The sequence below is a fragment of the Tepidiphilus sp. HLB4 genome, assembly GCF_054823945.1.
In genome coordinates, this window is sequence record NZ_JSYB01000016.1 from 27,431 (window position 1) to 44,317 (window position 16,887).

Annotated in this window: 17 protein-coding genes and 1 tRNA gene; 10 read left to right on the forward strand and 8 right to left on the reverse strand. The window is 66.1% G+C overall.

Annotation, left to right across the window (positions count from 1 at the left end; translation table 11 throughout):
* The first annotated feature begins 28 nt into the window (after nucleotides 1–28).
* Entirely contained in the window at nucleotides 29–1,672 is a 1,644-nt protein-coding gene (locus OA56_RS04000) for an electron transfer flavoprotein-ubiquinone oxidoreductase (protein WP_461583603.1), read from the forward strand.
* A 36-nt stretch (nucleotides 1,673–1,708) separates the two neighbouring features.
* Here the strand turns inward: OA56_RS04000 and OA56_RS04005 are convergent, their stop codons facing one another.
* Nucleotides 1,709–2,587, reverse strand: a complete 879-nt coding sequence (locus tag OA56_RS04005) for a carbonic anhydrase (protein ID WP_141055712.1) — start codon at nucleotides 2,585–2,587, stop codon at nucleotides 1,709–1,711.
* Between the two features lie 153 nt (nucleotides 2,588–2,740).
* Here OA56_RS04005 and OA56_RS04010 point away from each other — a divergent pair, with 153 nt between their 5' ends.
* The 3 genes from OA56_RS04010 to OA56_RS04020 all read left to right on the forward strand — a co-directional run bounded on the left by OA56_RS04010 (nucleotide 2,741) and on the right by OA56_RS04020 (nucleotide 5,949).
* Entirely contained in the window at nucleotides 2,741–3,415 is a 675-nt protein-coding gene (locus OA56_RS04010; RefSeq protein WP_461583605.1) for a phosphatidylserine decarboxylase, read from the forward strand.
* Nucleotides 3,412–4,173 (forward strand): CDP-diacylglycerol--serine O-phosphatidyltransferase, encoded by a 762-nt coding sequence (gene pssA / locus OA56_RS04015; protein ID WP_461583607.1) that lies wholly within the window; start codon nucleotides 3,412–3,414, stop codon nucleotides 4,171–4,173. The genes OA56_RS04010 and pssA overlap by 4 nt, the downstream gene beginning before the upstream one ends.
* A gap of 240 nt (nucleotides 4,174–4,413) precedes the next feature.
* Nucleotides 4,414–5,949, forward strand: coding sequence for a 2-isopropylmalate synthase (locus tag OA56_RS04020; protein ID WP_461583658.1), 1,536 nt, complete (start codon nucleotides 4,414–4,416; stop codon nucleotides 5,947–5,949).
* Nucleotides 5,950–5,952: 3 nt separating this feature from the next.
* On the opposite strand, the gene OA56_RS04025 is transcribed toward OA56_RS04020, so the two are convergent.
* Nucleotides 5,953–6,285: a DUF2069 domain-containing protein gene (locus tag OA56_RS04025; protein WP_461583609.1), complete on the reverse strand. Its 333-nt coding sequence runs from the start codon at nucleotides 6,283–6,285 to the stop codon at nucleotides 5,953–5,955.
* Nucleotides 6,286–6,359: 74 nt separating this feature from the next.
* Between OA56_RS04025 and OA56_RS04030 the strand changes: the two genes are divergently transcribed.
* Nucleotides 6,360–7,214: a YihY family inner membrane protein gene (locus OA56_RS04030; protein WP_461583610.1), complete on the forward strand. Its 855-nt coding sequence runs from the start codon at nucleotides 6,360–6,362 to the stop codon at nucleotides 7,212–7,214.
* On the opposite strand, the gene OA56_RS04035 is transcribed toward OA56_RS04030, so the two are convergent.
* Nucleotides 7,181–8,521 carry a hypothetical protein gene (locus tag OA56_RS04035; protein ID WP_461583614.1) on the reverse strand — a complete coding sequence of 447 codons (1,341 nt, stop codon included), beginning with the start codon at nucleotides 8,519–8,521 and terminating at the stop codon, nucleotides 7,181–7,183. The genes OA56_RS04030 and OA56_RS04035 overlap by 34 nt on opposite strands.
* A gap of 76 nt (nucleotides 8,522–8,597) precedes the next feature.
* Between OA56_RS04035 and OA56_RS04040 the strand changes: the two genes are divergently transcribed.
* Nucleotides 8,598–8,682 (forward strand) — tRNA-Leu (locus OA56_RS04040).
* Between the two features lie 5 nt (nucleotides 8,683–8,687).
* Here the strand turns inward: OA56_RS04040 and OA56_RS04045 are convergent.
* Complete coding sequence (locus tag OA56_RS04045; RefSeq protein WP_055423816.1) at nucleotides 8,688–9,119, reverse strand: DUF192 domain-containing protein; 432 nt, start codon at nucleotides 9,117–9,119, stop codon at nucleotides 8,688–8,690.
* Nucleotides 9,120–9,224: 105 nt separating this feature from the next.
* Between OA56_RS04045 and trxC the strand changes: the two genes are divergently transcribed.
* Entirely contained in the window at nucleotides 9,225–9,659 is a 435-nt protein-coding gene (gene trxC / locus OA56_RS04050) for a thioredoxin TrxC (RefSeq protein WP_055423815.1), read from the forward strand.
* A 24-nt stretch (nucleotides 9,660–9,683) separates the two neighbouring features.
* Here trxC and gloA read toward each other — a convergent pair whose 3' ends face one another.
* The 4 genes from gloA to ffh are packed head-to-tail and all read right to left on the reverse strand — an operon-like array spanning nucleotide 9,684 to nucleotide 12,976.
* Nucleotides 9,684–10,070: a lactoylglutathione lyase gene (gene gloA, locus OA56_RS04055; RefSeq protein ID WP_055423814.1), complete on the reverse strand. Its 387-nt coding sequence runs from the start codon at nucleotides 10,068–10,070 to the stop codon at nucleotides 9,684–9,686.
* A gap of 33 nt (nucleotides 10,071–10,103) precedes the next feature.
* Nucleotides 10,104–10,862 (reverse strand): competence/damage-inducible protein A, encoded by a 759-nt coding sequence (locus tag OA56_RS04060; RefSeq protein ID WP_141055690.1) that lies wholly within the window; start codon nucleotides 10,860–10,862, stop codon nucleotides 10,104–10,106.
* Nucleotides 10,859–11,614 carry an EI24 domain-containing protein gene (locus OA56_RS04065; protein ID WP_461583618.1) on the reverse strand — a complete coding sequence of 252 codons (756 nt, stop codon included), beginning with the start codon at nucleotides 11,612–11,614 and terminating at the stop codon, nucleotides 10,859–10,861. Before OA56_RS04065 ends, OA56_RS04060 begins: the two co-directional genes overlap by 4 nt.
* Nucleotides 11,615–11,620: 6 nt before the next feature.
* Complete coding sequence (gene ffh / locus OA56_RS04070) at nucleotides 11,621–12,976, reverse strand: signal recognition particle protein (RefSeq protein WP_461583620.1); 1,356 nt, start codon at nucleotides 12,974–12,976, stop codon at nucleotides 11,621–11,623.
* A gap of 39 nt (nucleotides 12,977–13,015) precedes the next feature.
* Between ffh and OA56_RS04075 the strand changes: the two genes are divergently transcribed.
* From OA56_RS04075 to pilB, 3 genes are read left to right on the forward strand one after another with little or no spacing between them, the layout of a single operon-like run.
* Nucleotides 13,016–13,837, forward strand: coding sequence for a cytochrome C assembly family protein (locus tag OA56_RS04075; RefSeq protein WP_461583622.1), 822 nt, complete (start codon nucleotides 13,016–13,018; stop codon nucleotides 13,835–13,837).
* 5 nt (nucleotides 13,838–13,842) lie between these two features.
* Nucleotides 13,843–15,171, forward strand: a complete 1,329-nt coding sequence (locus OA56_RS04080; RefSeq protein ID WP_461583624.1) for an HlyC/CorC family transporter — start codon at nucleotides 13,843–13,845, stop codon at nucleotides 15,169–15,171.
* Nucleotides 15,168–16,868, forward strand: a complete 1,701-nt coding sequence (pilB, locus tag OA56_RS04085) for a type IV-A pilus assembly ATPase PilB (protein WP_461583626.1) — start codon at nucleotides 15,168–15,170, stop codon at nucleotides 16,866–16,868. The genes OA56_RS04080 and pilB overlap by 4 nt, the downstream gene beginning before the upstream one ends.
* Nucleotides 16,869–16,887 lie beyond the last annotated feature (19 nt).

Consider the following 16,887-nt stretch of genomic DNA (forward strand, 5'->3'; position numbering starts at 1 on the left):
TCCTATTGTAGCGCGAGGACTCCCGAAGATGGAACGAGAAGCGATGGAATTCGACGTAGTGATCGTCGGCGGCGGCCCGGCCGGGCTCGCGGCAGCGATCCGCCTCAAGCAGCTCTGCGCCGAGAAGGGGCAGGATTTCTCCGTGTGCGTGATCGAGAAAGGCGCGGAGCTGGGCGCGCACACCATGTCGGGCGCCGTGCTCGATCCGCGCTCGCTCACCGAGCTCATTCCCGACTGGAAGGAACGCGGCGCGCCGGTCAAGACCGAGGTGCGCGAAGACCGCTTCCTCTTCCTCAAGGAAGGCGGGGCGATGAAGGTGCCCAACGCCCTGCTGCCGCAATGTTTCCAGAACCATGGCAACTACATCGTCCGCGCCGGCTTCCTCGTCAAGTGGCTGGGCGAGCAGGCCGAAGCCATGGGAATCGACGTCTACCCCGGCTTTGCCGCCGCCGACGTGCTCTACGACGAAGAAGGCCGCGTGCTCGGCGTCGTCACCGGCGACATGGGGCTGCAGAAAGACGGCACTCCTGGCCCCAACTACCAGCCGGGCATGGAGCTGCGGGCGCGCTACACGCTCTTCGCCGAAGGCTGCCGCGGGCACCTGGGCAAGCGGCTCGAACAGCGCTTCAAGCTGCGCGAAGGGCGCGATCCGCAAGCCTACGGCATCGGCATCAAGGAGCTGTGGGAGATCGATCCGGCCAGGCACGAACCGGGACTGGTGATGCACACCGCCGGCTGGCCGCTCGACCCTGACACCTACGGCGGCTCCTTCTGCTACCACCTCGACGAGGGCCCTCTGGTGGCGATCGGCTTCGTCGTCGGGCTCGACTACCGCAATCCCTATCTCTCGCCCTTCGAGGAATTCCAGCGGCTCAAGACCCACCCTGCCATCCGCTCCATGCTCGAAGGCGGCAAACGCATCGCCTATGGCGCACGGGCGCTAGTGGCCGGCGGCCTGCAAGCGCTGCCCAAGACGGTCTTTCCCGGCGGCGCGCTCATCGGCGACGATGCGGGTTACCTCAACGCCTCGCGCATCAAGGGCATCCACGCGGCCATCAAGTCCGGGATGCTTGCGGCGGAAGCCGCCTTCGCTGCGCTTGCCGCCGGTCGCGCGCACGACGAGCTCTCCGACTACCCGCAGGCCTTCGAGCGCAGCTGGCTGCACGAGGAGCTCTACCGCGCCCGCAACTTCAAGCCGCTCATGAAGAAGGGCCTATGGGCCGGGTCGCTGCTCTTTGGCATCGACCAGATGGTGTTCCGCGGCAAGGCACCCTGGACGCTGCACCGCGACACGCCCGACCACGCCCTGCTCAAACCCGCGGCCGAATGCAAACCGATCGCCTATCCCAAGCCCGACGGCGTGCTCACTTTCGACCGGCTCTCCTCGGTCTTCCTCTCCAACACCAACCACGACGAGGACCAGCCCTGCCACCTCGTGCTGCGCGATCCCAAGGTGGCGATCGACGTCAATCTCAAGATCTACGATGCCCCCGAGCAGCGCTACTGCCCGGCCGGCGTCTATGAGATCGTGAGAGAAGACGGCACGCCGCGCCTGCAGATCAACGCGCAGAACTGCGTGCACTGCAAGACCTGCGACATCAAGGATCCGACGCAGAACATCGACTGGGTCCCCCCGCAGGGCGGCGAAGGGCCGATCTACGTCGGCATGTGAGTCCGGGCGCCGCAGGGCTGCGGCGCCTTCACGGCCTCATTCGAACACGCGGCGCGCGTTCAGCGGCTGCACCGGGCGGTTGTTGCGGCCGGTGAGCGACAAGAAGGCGCGCAGCTGCTCCTCGCTCGCCTCGGCGACTTCCGACATCACGTACCAGCGCACGCCCTCGATGCAGGGCGGCGTGGTGAGCGAGCCGTTGTAGCGATAGAAATCGGTCGTGGGCGGCAGCAGCTTGCCCGGATCGAGCGACACGCTCGCCCCGCCCTTTTTCTGCGCGGCGGCGAGGATCTCGCCGAGCGCCGGATTGTCCTCGCCACGCCGGAACCACACCGCCACCACCGCGACGTTGCCGTCCTTGTCTTTATGCACCAGCTGGACCTCCAGCGGATAATGGTTGCCGCCGTCGGTATGCTCGCTGGGGGAATGGAACTGGATCGCCGTCAGCGCGAAGCGGTGCTGTTCGTCCGTGATCGCCGCCTTGCCGGAGACGACCTGCAGCGTCAGCACGCCGTTGTCGCGCCGCAGCCGGCCATTCACCGGCCCGTAGGCGAACTCGATCGCCCGCAGATCGGTGGTGAGCACATCCTCGCGCCGGATATCGATCGGCGACTGGTTCTTGCCGATGCCGCACCAGAAATAATCCCGCGACAGCTTCGCCCATTGGGACGGACCGTTCGTCTGACCATATCCCCAAGCGCCAGGAGAGCGAACCGAGCGTTTGGTCGACGAAGCCCCCGCAGCCGCGGGCTGCTGCACCGGCGGCGGGGATTTTTCCCCTTCGGCCGCCGGCGCCTCGGTCTTGGGCTCGCCGGCGGACGCCTCGGGCGCTGCCTCCTGGGCCTGCAGCGGCAAGGCTGCCGCAAGGCACACGATCCCCCACATCCATCGCTTCGCACGGGAAACCCGCAATGCCATGAGAAATTCTCCTGATCGAATGCACCGGCCGCGGGAGCATCCCACGCCGCTTCGTCCAGTGGCGAATTATCGCCCATCCCGCCCTGGATTGCACCTCCCGCCCCCCAAAGCGGCCGTTCCGGTAAAATAGGACGAAACCTTCAGAGAGCAACGATGACCTCCCACCCTTATCCCCACCCCCTCATCGCCCGCGAGGGCTGGCCCTTCCTCGCCGGAGCGGTCCTGCTCGCCCTCGCCGTCCAGGTCATGGCCGGCTTCTGCTGGGCCTGGCCCCTGTGGCTGCTCGCGCTCTTCGTGCTGCAGTTCTTCCGCGACCCGCCTCGCCCCATCCCCACCGAGCCGCTGGCGGTGCTCTCTCCCGCCGACGGGCGCATCGTGGCCATCGAGCCGGCGCACGACCCCTGGCGCGACTGCGACGCGCTCAAGATCAGCGTCTTCATGAACGTGTTCAACGTGCATTCCAACCGTAGTCCGGTCGACGGCACGGTGCTCGCGCGCTGGTACCACCCCGGCAAGTTCCTCAACGCGGCGCTCGACAAGGCATCCTGCGAAAACGAGCGCAATGCGCTGCACCTGCGCAGCGACACCGGGCACGAGCTCACCTGTGTGCAGGTGGCTGGGCTCGTGGCGCGCCGCATCCTCTGTTACGTCGAACCGGGCGATCGGCTCACTCGCGGGCAGCGCTACGGCTTCATCCGCTTCGGCTCGCGCGTCGACCTCTACCTGCCGCCGGGCAGCCGCCCGCGAGTCGTCTTCGGGGAAAAAGTCAAGGCGACGAGCACGATCCTCGCCGAATTTCCGGCGGCAGAACGCGAGGGCGCCCGATGAGCGAAGAACACGAATACACCACGCCGCCCAAGCGCCGCGGCATCTACCTTCTGCCCAACCTCTTCACCACGGCGGCGCTCTTTGCCGGTTTCTATGCCGTGGTGCAGGCGCTCGACGGGCAGTTCCAGACGGCGGCGGTAGCGATCTTCGCCGCCATCGTGCTCGACGGGCTCGACGGGCGCATCGCGCGCCTCACCCACACCCAGAGCGAGTTCGGCGCGCAATACGATTCCCTCTCCGACATGGTCTCTTTCGGCGTCGCCCCCGCCGTGCTGAGCTACACCTGGGCGCTGCAGCCGCTGGGCAAGATCGGCTGGATCGTCGCCTTCCTGTACTGCGCCGGTGCCGCACTGCGCCTGGCGCGCTTCAATACCACCCTCGGCGTGATCGACAAGCGCTACTTCCAGGGCCTGCCCAGCCCGGCCGCCGCCGCCCTGGTAGCCGGCTTCGCCTGGGTGGCCCACGATCTGGGTTGGACCGGAGCCGAACTGCGCTGGCCCGCCGCTCTCCTCACGGCCTTTGCCGGCATCAGCATGGTCACCAACATCCTCTACTGGAGCGGCAAGAGCATCGACCTGCGCCGCTCCTTTCCCTTCGTTGCCGCCGCAAGCGTGGTGCTCGCTTTCGCCCTCGTGTCGATCTACCCGGGGCTGCTCTTCCTTCTCTTTCTCGGCTACGCGCTCTCCGGCTACGTGCTCGCCTTCTGGCGCTGGCGCCACAAACGGCGCCACAGCGCCGACGCCTCGCCCCAGCCATAGCTTTTTTCGATGGCAAAAACGCTTGCTTCGATGCGAATTTCCGTGTAGATTTTGCTCCATGAAGATGCCAAGCGACCTCCTTCGCTCCTTCCTTCTCACGGCCGGCCTGCTGCTGGGCCCGCTGCTGCGCCTCGCGCGCTAAATACACACTCCCCTCTCCCCTGCCGTTTGCCTTCTCTGCCCCGACCCGCCGGTCGCGGCAAAGGCCGGATTTCGTCCTTTTATCTCAGGAGCCACATGATGAAAGACCCATTGATCATTTTCGACACCACCTTGCGCGATGGCGAACAAAGCCCCGGTGCCTCCATGACCAAGGAAGAAAAGTTGCGCATCGCCCGCCAGCTCGAGCGCATGCGCGTCGACGTCATCGAAGCCGGTTTCGCTGCTGCCTCCCCCGGCGACTTCGAAGCGGTACGGGCTGTGGCCGAAGCGATCAAGGAATCCACCGTCTGCTCGCTCGCCCGTGCCAACGAAGCCGACATCGAACGCGCCGCCGAGGCGATTCGCCCGGCCAAGCGCCAGCGCATCCACACCTTCATCGCCACCAGCCCCCTGCACATGGAAAAGAAACTCGGCATGCGGCCGGATGAAGTGCTCGAGCAGGCGGTCCGCTCCGTGCGCCTGGCACGAAACTACTGCGACGACGTCGAGTTCTCCACCGAAGACGGCAGCCGCTCCGAGCTCGACTTCCTCTGCCGCATCCTCGAAGCGGTGATCGAGGCCGGTGCCACCACCGTGAACATCCCCGACACCGTGGGCTATGCCGTCCCCGAAGAGTACGCCCATCTCATCAAGACGCTGCGCGAGCGCGTCCCCAACGCCGACAAGGCGATCTGGTCAGTGCACTGTCACAACGACCTGGGGCTGGCAGTGGCGAACTCGCTCGCGGCGGTGCTCGCCGGAGCGCGTCAGGTGGAGTGCACCATCAACGGCCTGGGCGAGCGGGCCGGCAACGCCGCGCTCGAAGAGATCGTCATGGCGGTGCGCACGCGCCACGACGTCTTCCCCTGCGACACGCGCATCGACACCACGCAGATCGTCCCCACTTCCAAGCTCGTGTCCACCATCACGGGTTTCCCGGTGCAGCCCAACAAGGCCATCGTCGGAGCGAACGCCTTCGCGCACGAATCGGGCATCCACCAGGATGGCGTGCTCAAGCACCGCGAAACCTACGAGATCATGCGCGCCGAGGATGTGGGCTGGAGCGCCAACAAGATCGTGCTCGGCAAACACTCCGGGCGGCGCGCCTTCCGCGCCCGCCTGGAAGAACTGGGTATCGAAATCGGATCGGAAGAACAGCTCAACCAGGCTTTCGCCCGCTTCAAGGAGCTCGCCGACAAAAAGCACGAGATCTTCGACGAAGACCTCTTCGCCCTCATGGCCGAAGAACCGGCGCCCAGCGAAGCAGAGCGCATCCGGCTCGTCTCGGCCGTGATCCACTCCGAGACGGGCGAAGCGCCGCACGCCAAGCTCACGCTCGCGATCGACGGCAAGGAATACGCCACCGAATCCGACGGCTCCGGGCCGGTGGATGCCGCCTTCAAGGCGATCGAAGCCCTGGTGCACAGCGGCGCCGAGCTGGTCCTCTATTCGGTCAATGCCATCACGCAAGGGACCGACGCCCAGGGCGAAGTCACGGTGCGGCTGAGCAAGGGCGGACGTATCGTCAATGGCCTGGGAGCCGACACCGACATCATCGTCGCCTCCATCAAGGCCTACCTCAACGCCCTCAACAAGCTGAGCCACGACGCCGTGCGCATCAACCCGCAGCTGTGAGCCTTACGCTGCCCCGTCTTCTCCCTGCCGCCCCGCGCGGCGGGCGAAGACGAGCAGCGCGGCGAAGAGTGCCAAGGCAAGGAACGTCTCCCCTTTGGCGAAGAACCCCACCCCCTGCGAATCGCCCCAGCGCAGCACGCCCTCGGCGACGTAGAAAATCGTCACGAGCGAGGCCCACTGCGCCGTGTAGCGCCGGCCGCGCCACAATCCCGGCAAGGCGGCAGCGATCGGCAGCGCCTTGAGCGTGAGCCAGGAGCCACCGAGGCGCAGCGGCGCGAGCCACCCTTCCCACAGCACGCACCACAGCGCCAGCGCCAAGGCGAGCACAAAGGCCACTCGCGCCCAGCATCGGGTTTTTCCCCTACAATGGCCGTCCATTCCGTCCCCTTTTTCAGTCCGCCGGAGCGGATGTGCCGATACCGCCCCTCTCCCTGCCCTCGCCCCGCCAAGTCGCACGGTTCGCCCGGCGCTTCGTCCTGGGACTGCGCCGCGCCGACTGCCTGATGGTGGCCGCCGCGCTCACCTACACCACGCTGCTCGCGCTCGTGCCGCTCCTTACCATCACGGTGGTCGTCTTTCGCAACTTTCCCGCTTTCGAGGAAATCGGTCTCGCGCTGCGCGACTTCCTCAGCGCCAACCTGCTGCCCGAGGCCGCCGCCAAGCTGGTGACGTTCTACACCCGCGAGTTCGTCGTCAATGCCGCCCGTCTCTCGGTGATCGGCACCCTGATGCTCATCGTCACGGCGCTGCTGCTGCTCGCAACCATCGAATCGGCCTTCGACCGCATCTGGCGCCTGCGCCGCCCGCGTCCAATCGCAGCACGGCTGGTCACCTACTGGTTCGTCCTCACCGCCGGGCCCCTTCTGTTCGGCTCCGGAGTCTATCTCACGACCCGGCTCGCACGCGAATCGCTGCGCATGGCCGGGCTCGGGGCGCTTGCCACGCCGCTCGTCTCTTTCGTATTGATCTGGGCCTTCCTCTGGGCACTCTACCAGCTCGTGCCGCGCCACCCCGTGCGTTCCCGCCACGCCGGCACCGCCGCCTTTCTCGCCACCCTCGCCTTCCTGCTGGTACAGCGCGGATTCACCGCCTTCATCTCCCGTTTCGCCACCTATGATCTCGTCTATGGCGCCTTTGCCGCTATTCCCATCTTTCTCGTGTGGATTTACGTCCTGTGGGCCGTCATTCTCGCAGGCGCCGTCTTCGGCGCCACGCTCGCCCGGCTGCCGGCTCAATCTTCCGGAAACGGATCGACCTCGTACTGAAACACCTCGACGCAGCGCGTCTGCGCCTCGAAGCGGATGAAACGCACCTGGCTCAGAAGCCACTGCCCCACCGCCGGCTCGCTCGCCATCGCCAGCCGCGAGCCGGCAATCGTCCCCGTGGGGCAGATCAAGGCCGGCTGCACCCGCAGCGGCGGCGTCTTGCGCACCGCCAGGGCCATCTGGGCAGGAAAGCCCGGAGGAGCGGGTTTCCCGTGGCTGAGCGCCACCACTTCCGGCTCGAACCCCACCGCCTGGATCCCCATCTGCAGCCCGTGGGGATGCTGCCTGAGCCAGCGCACCAGCGCCAGGATCCAACGCAGATCACCGCCGGCGCGGATCGCCACCACCTGGCCGGGGAAGAACAGGGCCTGCTCACGATCGGTCCAGCGCAGTTCATAGCCGCTGATGCTCACGTCGGTCACGCGCACGGGCCGGATGTGGGTTGGCAAACCCATGCGCTGCCGCAGCACATCTTCCCAGCCGACCAGCAGTTCGGCCATCGCGTCGAACGGTTTGCGCGGCAGACGCTGCTGCCAGCCATAGCGCCAGCGATCGAGCAACTCGCGCAGCAGCGCCACCCGGCCGTCGGCCGTCACTCCGCCTTCCACGCGGCGGCGCATCGTCCAGTCTATGCCGTCGAGCTGCCGGATCTCCTCTTCCGCCCGCTTGGCGAGCTCCTCGAGCGAGAAGGAGAGGCTCGGCTCGGGGCTATCCGCGCGCTTGAAAAACCATGCCTTCGGCTCGGGCGGCTCGTCGAGCTGCAGCGACATCACGAAGCCGTCCTCTTCTGCCTCACCGGGGCGATGCAAGACGATGACCGGATCGTTCGACTGCACCCAGCGCAAGGCCCACAGCAGCTCGCGCGCGTCCATGAAGCGGGGATCGGCCGCCGCGAGCGCGAGCAGCCAGGCGAGCTCGCCCCGGATGGCCGCATTTGCTTCATGCAGGAGGGAGAGGCAGAGCCCCGTCAAGGTACGCCAGAAACCGGCGGGCAAACCGACGCGGCTCACCAGCGCGAGCAGATAGGTGCGCAATGCGAACGCGGCGAAGATGTTCGCCACCCGCGGGTTGCGGCGCGCCTCCTCCACCCCGTTTTCCAGGCGGTCCATGGCCGTGGAGAGCACGCGCTGCAGCACCACCATGAGGTCGGAAGGCAGGGGAAAGGCCAAATCCCCTGCCTGCTGCAGCGTCTCGTCGATGGAAGCGAGCAAGGGGCGCGCTTCTTCGGCCATCCAGGCGGGATCATCCCGGATCACGACGCGCGCCATCCGCGCCCGCAATTCCTCGACCTGCTGTTCGTCGATCATGAAAAAACCACACTGCGTAGTATGGAACCGATTCTACACCGGCCGAGATTTTTCGCTACAATCGTCGGGCTCGCGGGCCAGGGTGGTGAAATCGGTAAACACAGCGGACTTAAAATCCGCCGCCGCGAGGCTTGGGGGTTCGACTCCCCTCCCTGGCACCAACGAATCACTTCAGCGCCTCGAGCCCCTCGATGCGCGTGCCGGGACCGATGCCGCGCTCGCGGAACCACCCTCCAGGCATCTCCAGCGCGTAGCGCGCCGGCGCTGCAGCGCAGTGCGAATCCAAGGTGCGCGGTGCCATCTCCTCCACGTTGAGGATGCGCCCTGCTTCGTCGAGAAAGGCCACCGACAACGCGATGGGGGTATTTTTCATCCACATGCACTGACGCCCCGCCGCAGGGAAGACGAACACCATCCCCTCGTTCGCCCCCAGGTGCTGGCGAAACATCAGGCCGCGTTCGCGCGAGGGCTCGTCGGCCGCCACCTCGGCCACGATCCGGTACATGCCAATCGTCAGCTCCGCGCGCGGCTGCGCCCAAACCGTCAGCGGTAGCGCCATCCCGGCCAGCACGGCCAAAACGCAGGACTTCAGCGACATCGTTCCGTTCCTCCGGGCACTCCGGGTAGATGCGGCGCACGCCCTCTTGACCATCGCTCTCTTTGCCCCCATAGTTTCATCGGATTTCCTTGTGGAGCACTCCCCATGAACGACACCGTGCATGTCGTCTGCCCGCACTGCTTCGCCGTCAATCGCGTCCCCACCGACCGTCTGCACCAAGGGCCCAACTGCGGCAAATGCCACCAGCCGCTCTTTCCCGGCCACCCCGTCGAGCTCGACGAAGCGCGCTTCGACGCCTATCTGACGAAGAACGACCTTCCCGTGCTGGTCGATTTCTGGGCCCCCTGGTGCGGTCCCTGCCGCATGATGGCTCCGGCCTTTGCCCATGCCGCCAGCCAGCTCGCCCCGCGCGTGCTGCTCGCCAAGCTCAACACCGACGAGGCCCAGGAAACGGCCGCGCGCTACGGCATCCGCAGCATTCCGACGATGATCCTCTTTCACCAGGGACGGGAAGTCGCGCGGCACTCCGGCGCCGTGGGCACGGCCGAGATCGTGCGCTGGACACAAAGCCATCTCTGACGATCCCGGCCTTGGGATGCCGGCTCAAGGCCGTTCGATGAGCTCGATCTTGTAGCCGTCCGGATCCTCGACAAAGGCGATCACGGTGGTGCCATGCTTCATCGGCCCGGCGTCGCGCACCACCTTCCCGCCGCGGGCGCGGATCTCGTCGCAGGCCGCCTTGGCGTCGGGCACGGCAATGGCGATGTGCCCGAACGCGTTGCCCATTTCATAATGATCGACTCCCCAGTTGTAGGTGAGCTCGATCACCGCCCCCTCGCTCTCGTCCTGATAGCCGACGAAGGCCAGGGTGAATTTCCCCTCGGGGTACTCTTCGCGGCGCAGCAGCCGCATGCCGAGCACCTTGGTATAGAACTCGATCGAACGGTCGAGATTGCCGACGCGGATCATGGTATGCAGGATACGGGGCATGGTGTCTCTCCTTCTTCTGGTTAGGTTAGGGAATCAACTCCGAGGGCGCTCCCACGACAAACCTCGGGCTTCGAGCGCGGCGACGATGTCGCGCATCGCCGCCTCGACCACCGCTCTGGGACCCTTGAAACCGAGCTCGAGCCGGCGCCGTCCTCCCGTTTCTTCGGGCACCGACGGCAGCGAAAAGAGCGTGCCTTCAGGATAGCGCACGGTGAGCGCCTGCATCAGATCGACCAGATCCCCCTCATGCGCGTCCCACACGTAGACGGAATCCTCGACGTAGTCCTCGCGATGAAAGAGGTGCGCGTATTGGGTGTCGAGCACCCATTCGACCATCGGCCAGGCCATCACCGGAAAGCCTGGCACGAAATGGTGATCGGCAACGGAAAAACCCGGGATCTGGTTGTAGGGGTTGGGGATGATGCGCGCGCCGCGGGGAAAGCGCCCCATTTCCAGACGCTGCGGCGTGGTGCGCTCGCCAAAGCGCGCGCGGATCAGCGCCTCGGCCTCGGGATGCAGCTCGAGCGGCACGCCCAGGGCGTGCGCCACACACTGCCGCGTATGATCGTCCGGCGTGGCACCGATGCCGCCGAAACTGAAGACGATGTCTTCGCTCGCAAGGCTGCGGCGAAACGCCTCGGTGAGCCGCTGCGGATCGTCTCCCAGGTAGTGCACCCAGGCAAGGCGCAGCCCCCGCGCGTGCAGCAGCTCGCGCAGCTTGGCGAAGTGCTTGTCCTCGCGACGGCCCGAGAGAATCTCGTCGCCGATGATGTAGGCCCCGAATGCGCTCATCTTTTCCCCTTGGGCAAGTCCATCTCCACGATCCAGGCACCTCGCTCGAGCCGCAGCCGCCGCAGCGCCTCCAGCCCGGCATGCACGAAGAGCAGCCCCGTGAGCGCCGGCGCGAAGAGATTGAGCAGCGGCACATAGGCAAGTGCCGCACCGATCGCCCCGAGCCAGAAGAAGGTTCCCCCTTCGCGCGCCTCCAGCGCCCGCAGCTCTTCGGCGTCGGCGTGCTCCATCAGGCAATCATAGCTAAAGGTGCGCTTGTTGAGCCAGGCCGTCAAGAGCCAAGGCAGGACCAGCGCCGCACCGGGAATCCACCAGAAGATCAGGCTCACGAGAAACCCGACCAGGAAGAGGCCGGAGGCGCCCAGCGTATTCCACAGGCTGCGCATGACGCTGCCGCCGTGGCGGCGTTCCAGATCGGCGTATTCCTCGCGACCGACCAAGGCGACGACGCGCGGCATCACCCAGATGCCCACGATCACGAGCAGGGTGACGTACATGAGCGGCAGCACGCCCAGCACCAGCAGCACCTTGAGGGCGAAGAATCCGGCCATCGCCAGCATTCCCGCCTGCGCACCTTCCGGCGAGGCGTCGAACCAGCCCGCCAGCCACGCCGTGAGCGGCTCCCAGGCAAGCGCAAGCGCCGCGATCCAGACCAAGCCCGCCGCGAGCAGCGGCCAGAACATCTCCCACAGGATCTTGCCCCGCCCCAGGGTGGCGAGCGAGCGCAACAGCGCGATGCGGATGAGATCCATCGTTCCTCAGTGCAGCCGCGGCATCACGCCGCGCAGTCCGCGCATCACCTTGCCCATTCCGCCCTTGGAGAACTGTTTCATCACGCGCTGTGTCTGGTCGAACTGCTTGAGCAGGCGATTGACCTCCTGCACCGTCACACCTGCGCCGGCGGCGATGCGCCGCTTGCGGCTCGCCTTGATGATGTCGGGGTTGGCCCGCTCCTGCGGCGTCATGGCGTCGATGATGCCCTGGATGCGGCGGATCGCCTTCTCTTCCATGCCGCCCTGCAGCTGCCCGGCCGCCTGGGCGAATTGCGCCGGCAGCTTGTCGAGCAAAGCCCCGATGCCGCCCATCTTGCGCATCTGCACGATCTGCTCGCGGAAATCGTTGAGATCGAACCCCTTGCCGGTGCGCAGCTTCTGCGCGAGCTCCTTGGCTTTCTGTTCGTCGACGCTGCGCCGCGCCTCTTCCACCAGGCCGAGGATGTCGCCCATGCCGAGGATGCGGCTCGCCATGCGATCGGGATAGAAGGGTTCAAGGCCCGAGAGCTTCTCACCCACGCCGGCAAACTTGATCGGCTTGCCGGTGACGGCGCGCACCGACAGCGCCGCCCCGCCGCGCGCATCGCCGTCGAGCTTGGTGAGCACCACGCCGGTGAGTGGCAGCGCCTCGTTGAAGGCGCGCGCGGTATTGACTGCGTCCTGCCCCAGCATGGCGTCGACCACGAAGAGCGTCTCGGTCGGATTCAAGGCCGCGTGCAGCGCCTTGATCTCCTCCATCATCGCCCGGTCGATCGCCAGGCGCCCAGCGGTATCCACCAGCAGCACGTCGTGGAAATGCCGCTCGGCCCAATCCTTGGCCGCGCGCGCGATCGCCTCGGGCTGCTGCTCGGGCGAGGAAGGGAAGAAATCGACCCCGGCCTGCTCGGCCACCGTGCGCAGCTGCTCGATCGCCGCCGGCCGGTAGACGTCGGTGGAGACCACCAGCACTTTCTTCTTTTTCTCTTCCTTGAGCCATTTGGCGAGCTTGCCCACGGTGGTGGTCTTCCCCGCCCCCTGCAGCCCCGCCATGAGGACGATCACCGGCGGGCGCGCCTCGAGCTTGAGCCCCTCGCCCTGGCCGCCCATGAGCGCCACGAGCTCGTCGTGCACCACGCCGATGAGCGCCTGGCCCGGCGTGAGCGAACCGATCACTTCCTGCCCGACGGCCTTTTCCTTCACGCGGGCGATGAAGTCCTTGACCACCGGCAGGGCCACGTCGGCTTCCAGCAGCGCCATGCGCACCTCGCGCAGGGCCTCCTGGATGTTCTCCTCCGTGAGCCGCGCCTGGCCGCGCAGCGTCTTGACGACTTTGGACAGTCTTTGCGTCAGGTTGTCGAGCATGGGCACAAAACCTCGGCATTCTTCGAGTAAACTAGGATCATGGATTCGATTCTACCCCATCTGCTGGCCTTCCTCCTGTACGGCCTCGGGGCGATCGCCGTAGGGCGGCGCTGCCGCCGCCAACCGGAAGAAGGAGGCCGCTGCCCGCGCCCACTCGACCGGGCCCTGCTCACCGCCGCCATCCTCGCGCACGGCTGGGGCGCGGCCGCCCTGCTGCTGTCGGACCAAGGACTGCGGCTCGGGTTCGCGCCGGCGCTTTCGCTCACGGTGTGGCTCGCCGCCCTCTTCTTCTGGATCGAATCTTTCTACGCCCCCATCGGCTGGCTCTACACCGTACTCACGCCGATCGCCGCCCTGGTGTGCCTGCTCGTGCCCTGGCTGCCCTTGCCTGCCGCGCCTGTCGCCACCGACAACCCGTGGCTGCGCCTGCACCTGGTCGTGGCGCTGCTCTCCTATGCGCTGTTCACGCTCGCCGCGCTGCACGCGGTGCTGATGTCGGTGCTCGAGCGTGCCCTGCACCGGCGCGAACCCGCGGCCTGGCTCGGACGGATGCCGCCGCTGCTCGTGATGGAGACGCTGCTCTTTCGCGTGATCGGCGTAGCCTTCGCCCTGCTCACGGTCACGGTGCTCACCGGCGTCGTTTTTTCCGAAGCGCTCTTCGGCCAGCCGCTGCGCCCCGACCATAAAACCATCTTCACCCTGCTCGCCTGGGCGATCTTCGGCGTGCTACTCTTGGGGCGACACGCCTGGGGTTGGCGCGGGCGCGTGGCCCTGCGCTGGACCTGGGCCGGTTTCGTCACCTTGGCGCTCGCCTACCTCGGCACCCATTTCGTTCTGGAATACCTCCTGCACCGTCAATGACGCCGATGGACGACTCCATGCTCGCCGACCTGCTGTGGCAATGGATCGGATTGGCCGTGCTGCTCCTTACCTCCGGTTTTGCTTCCATGAGCGAGACGGTGATGATGGCAGCCAACCGCTACCGCCTGAAAGCCCGCGCGGACAACGGCGAGCGCGGCGCTCAGCTCGCCGCGGCGCTCACCGCCCACCCCGAGCGGATGCTGAGCGTGATCCTGCTCGTCAACAATGCCGTCAACGTCGGTGCGGCCACGCTCGCTTCCGTCATCACCATCGAGCTCTTCGGCCAGAACGAGACGATGCTCGCCGTAGGCAGCTTCGTGCTCACCTTCCTCATCCTCGTCTTCTCCGAGATCACCCCCAAGGTGATCGGCGCGCGCTACGCCGACCTGCTCGCCCCCTACATCGCCTATCCGCTCACCGCTGCCTTGCGCCTCGTGGGCCCGGTGGTGGATTTCGTCAATCTCTTCGTCAAGGCGCTGCTGTGGCTGCTGCGCCTGCCGCGACGGGCCACGCCGCAGGCGCCGAGCCTGGAAGAGCTGCGCAGCATCGTGCTCGAGTCGCGCGTGCTGCGCTCGGAGAAACACCGCGACGTCCTGCTCAAGCTCTTCGATCTCGAGCGCATCACGGTGGCCGACGTGATGATCCCGCGGCAGGCGATCGAATTTCTCGATCTCACCGACGACGAGGAGACGCTGCGCGCGCAACTGGCCACCGCCTACCACACGCGCCTACCGGTGATCGAAGGCAATCCCGACGAGGTGCTCGGCATTTTGCACGTGCGCCAGCTGCTCGCCGAGACGCTCACCTCAGGATTCTCCCGTGAGGCCATCCGCCGCAGCCTCTCGCCGCCCTACTTCGTGCCGGAAGAGACCAACGCCATGACGCAGCTGCAGTTCTTCCAGGAACATCACCAGCGGCTGGCTCTGGTGGTCGATGAATACGGCGAGTTGCAGGGTCTGGTGACGCTCGACGACATCATCGAGGAGATGGTCGGCAAATTCACCACCAGCCGCCCCGGCAGCGACACCGTGCTGCAATGGCAGGAAGACGGTACGGTGATCGTCGATGGCACCACGCCGGTGCGCGAGCTCAACCGGGCGCTCGGGCTGGATCTGCCCACCGACGGCCCCCGCACCCTCAACGGCCTGATCCTCGAATATCTCCAGGAGATCCCCGAATCGGAAGTGTCGCTGCGTATTGGCGACGTCCGCATGGACGTTTTACAATGTCATGATCGGCGTATCCGCTCGGTACGCCTCTATGCGCCAACGGCCGGGGAAGCGGATACATCCGAAAGCAGCTCCGGCGAACGCTCAAGCGAGGAAGGACGATGATCGAGACGACGGGTTTGGTGCGGGCGTTGATCCAGAAAGGCTGGGTCGACGAGAAGACCGTCGAGCAGGCCCATGCCAAGGAAGAGGCCGGCCCCAATGGTCTGCTGCTCACCCTCATCAAGTCGGGCCTGCTCGATGAGCGCAAGGTCGCCCAGTTCGCCGCAGAGACGTTTGGGCTGCCCGTGCTCGACATTGCTGCCGTCGACCCCGGCGCCCTGCCGAAGAAGCTGATCGATCCGCAGATCGCCAACCGCTATCAAGTCGTCGCCCTGTCACAGCGCAAGGGCAAAACGGTGATCGCCGTGGCCGACCCCACGCTCGTGCGCGTCTACGACGAGATCCGATTCCAGACCGGCCAGACGATCGAACTCGTCGTCGCCCCTGCCCTCGCGCTCGCCCGTTTCTGCGACAAGCTCTACGAATCACTCAACAACGCCCTCTCCACCCTCGTCCAAGACGGCGACGGACTCCTGGAAGCCGTTTCCTTGAGCGAAGTCACGCCCCAGGCAGACGAAGGCGAGGTCGATGTCGAAGATGCCCCCGTCGTGCGTTTCATCCAGAAGATCCTCATCGACGCGATCAACGAAGGCGCCTCCGACATCCATTTCGAACCCTACGAGAAGTTCTACCGCATCCGCGTACGCCAAGACGGCGTGTTGCGCGAGATCGCCCGCCCGCCGCTCGCGCTCAAGGAAAAAATCGCGGCGCGCCTCAAGATCATCTCCAAACTCGACATCTCGGAGAAGCGCGTTCCCCAGGACGGGCGCACCAAACTGGTGCTGAGCAAGAACAAGGCGATCGATTTCCGCGTCTCGACCCTGCCCACCCTGTGGGGAGAGAAGATCGTGCTGCGCATCCTCGATTCGAGCCAGGCGATGCTCGGCATCGACGCGCTCGGCTACGAGCCCGATCAGAAGGCGGCGCTGCTGGAAGCGATCGAGCGTCCCTACGGCATGATCCTCGTCACTGGCCCCACCGGCTCGGGCAAGACCGTCTCGCTCTACACCTGCCTCAACCTGCTCAACAAGCCCGAAGTCAACATCTCCACCGCCGAAGACCCGGTGGAGATCAACCTGCCCGGCATCAACCAGGTCAACATCAACGACAAAGTGGGGCTGACCTTTGCCGCGGCGCTGCGCGCCTTCCTGCGCCAGGACCCGGACATCATCATGGTGGGCGAGATCCGCGACCTGGAGACCGCCGACATCGGTGTGAAGGCTGCCCAGACCGGCCACCTGCTCCTTTCCACCCTGCACACCAACGACGCGCCCAGCACGGTCGAGCGGCTGCGCAACATCGGCATCGCCCCTTTCAACATCGCCTCCTCGGTGATCCTCATCACGGCGCAACGGCTGGTGCGGCGTTTGTGCACTTGCAAGAAACCGATCGACGTCCCCCTGGAAGCGCTCGTTTCGGCCGGTTTCAGCGAAGAGGAGCTCGACGGGAGCTGGCAGCCCTACGGCCCGGTCGGCTGCGAGAAATGCCGCGGTTCCGGCTACAAGGGACGCACGGGCATCTACGAGGTGATGCCCATCAGCGAGGAAATCCAGCGCCTCATCATGGCCAATGCCTCGGCCATGGAGATCGAAGCCCAAGCCCGGCGCCAAGGGGTGCGCAGCCTGCGTCAGGCGGGGCTGCTCAAAGTCAAGCACGGCATCACCTCGCTCACCGAAGTGCTTGCCGCCACCAACGATTGACCCTGTTGCGAGAGGTTTC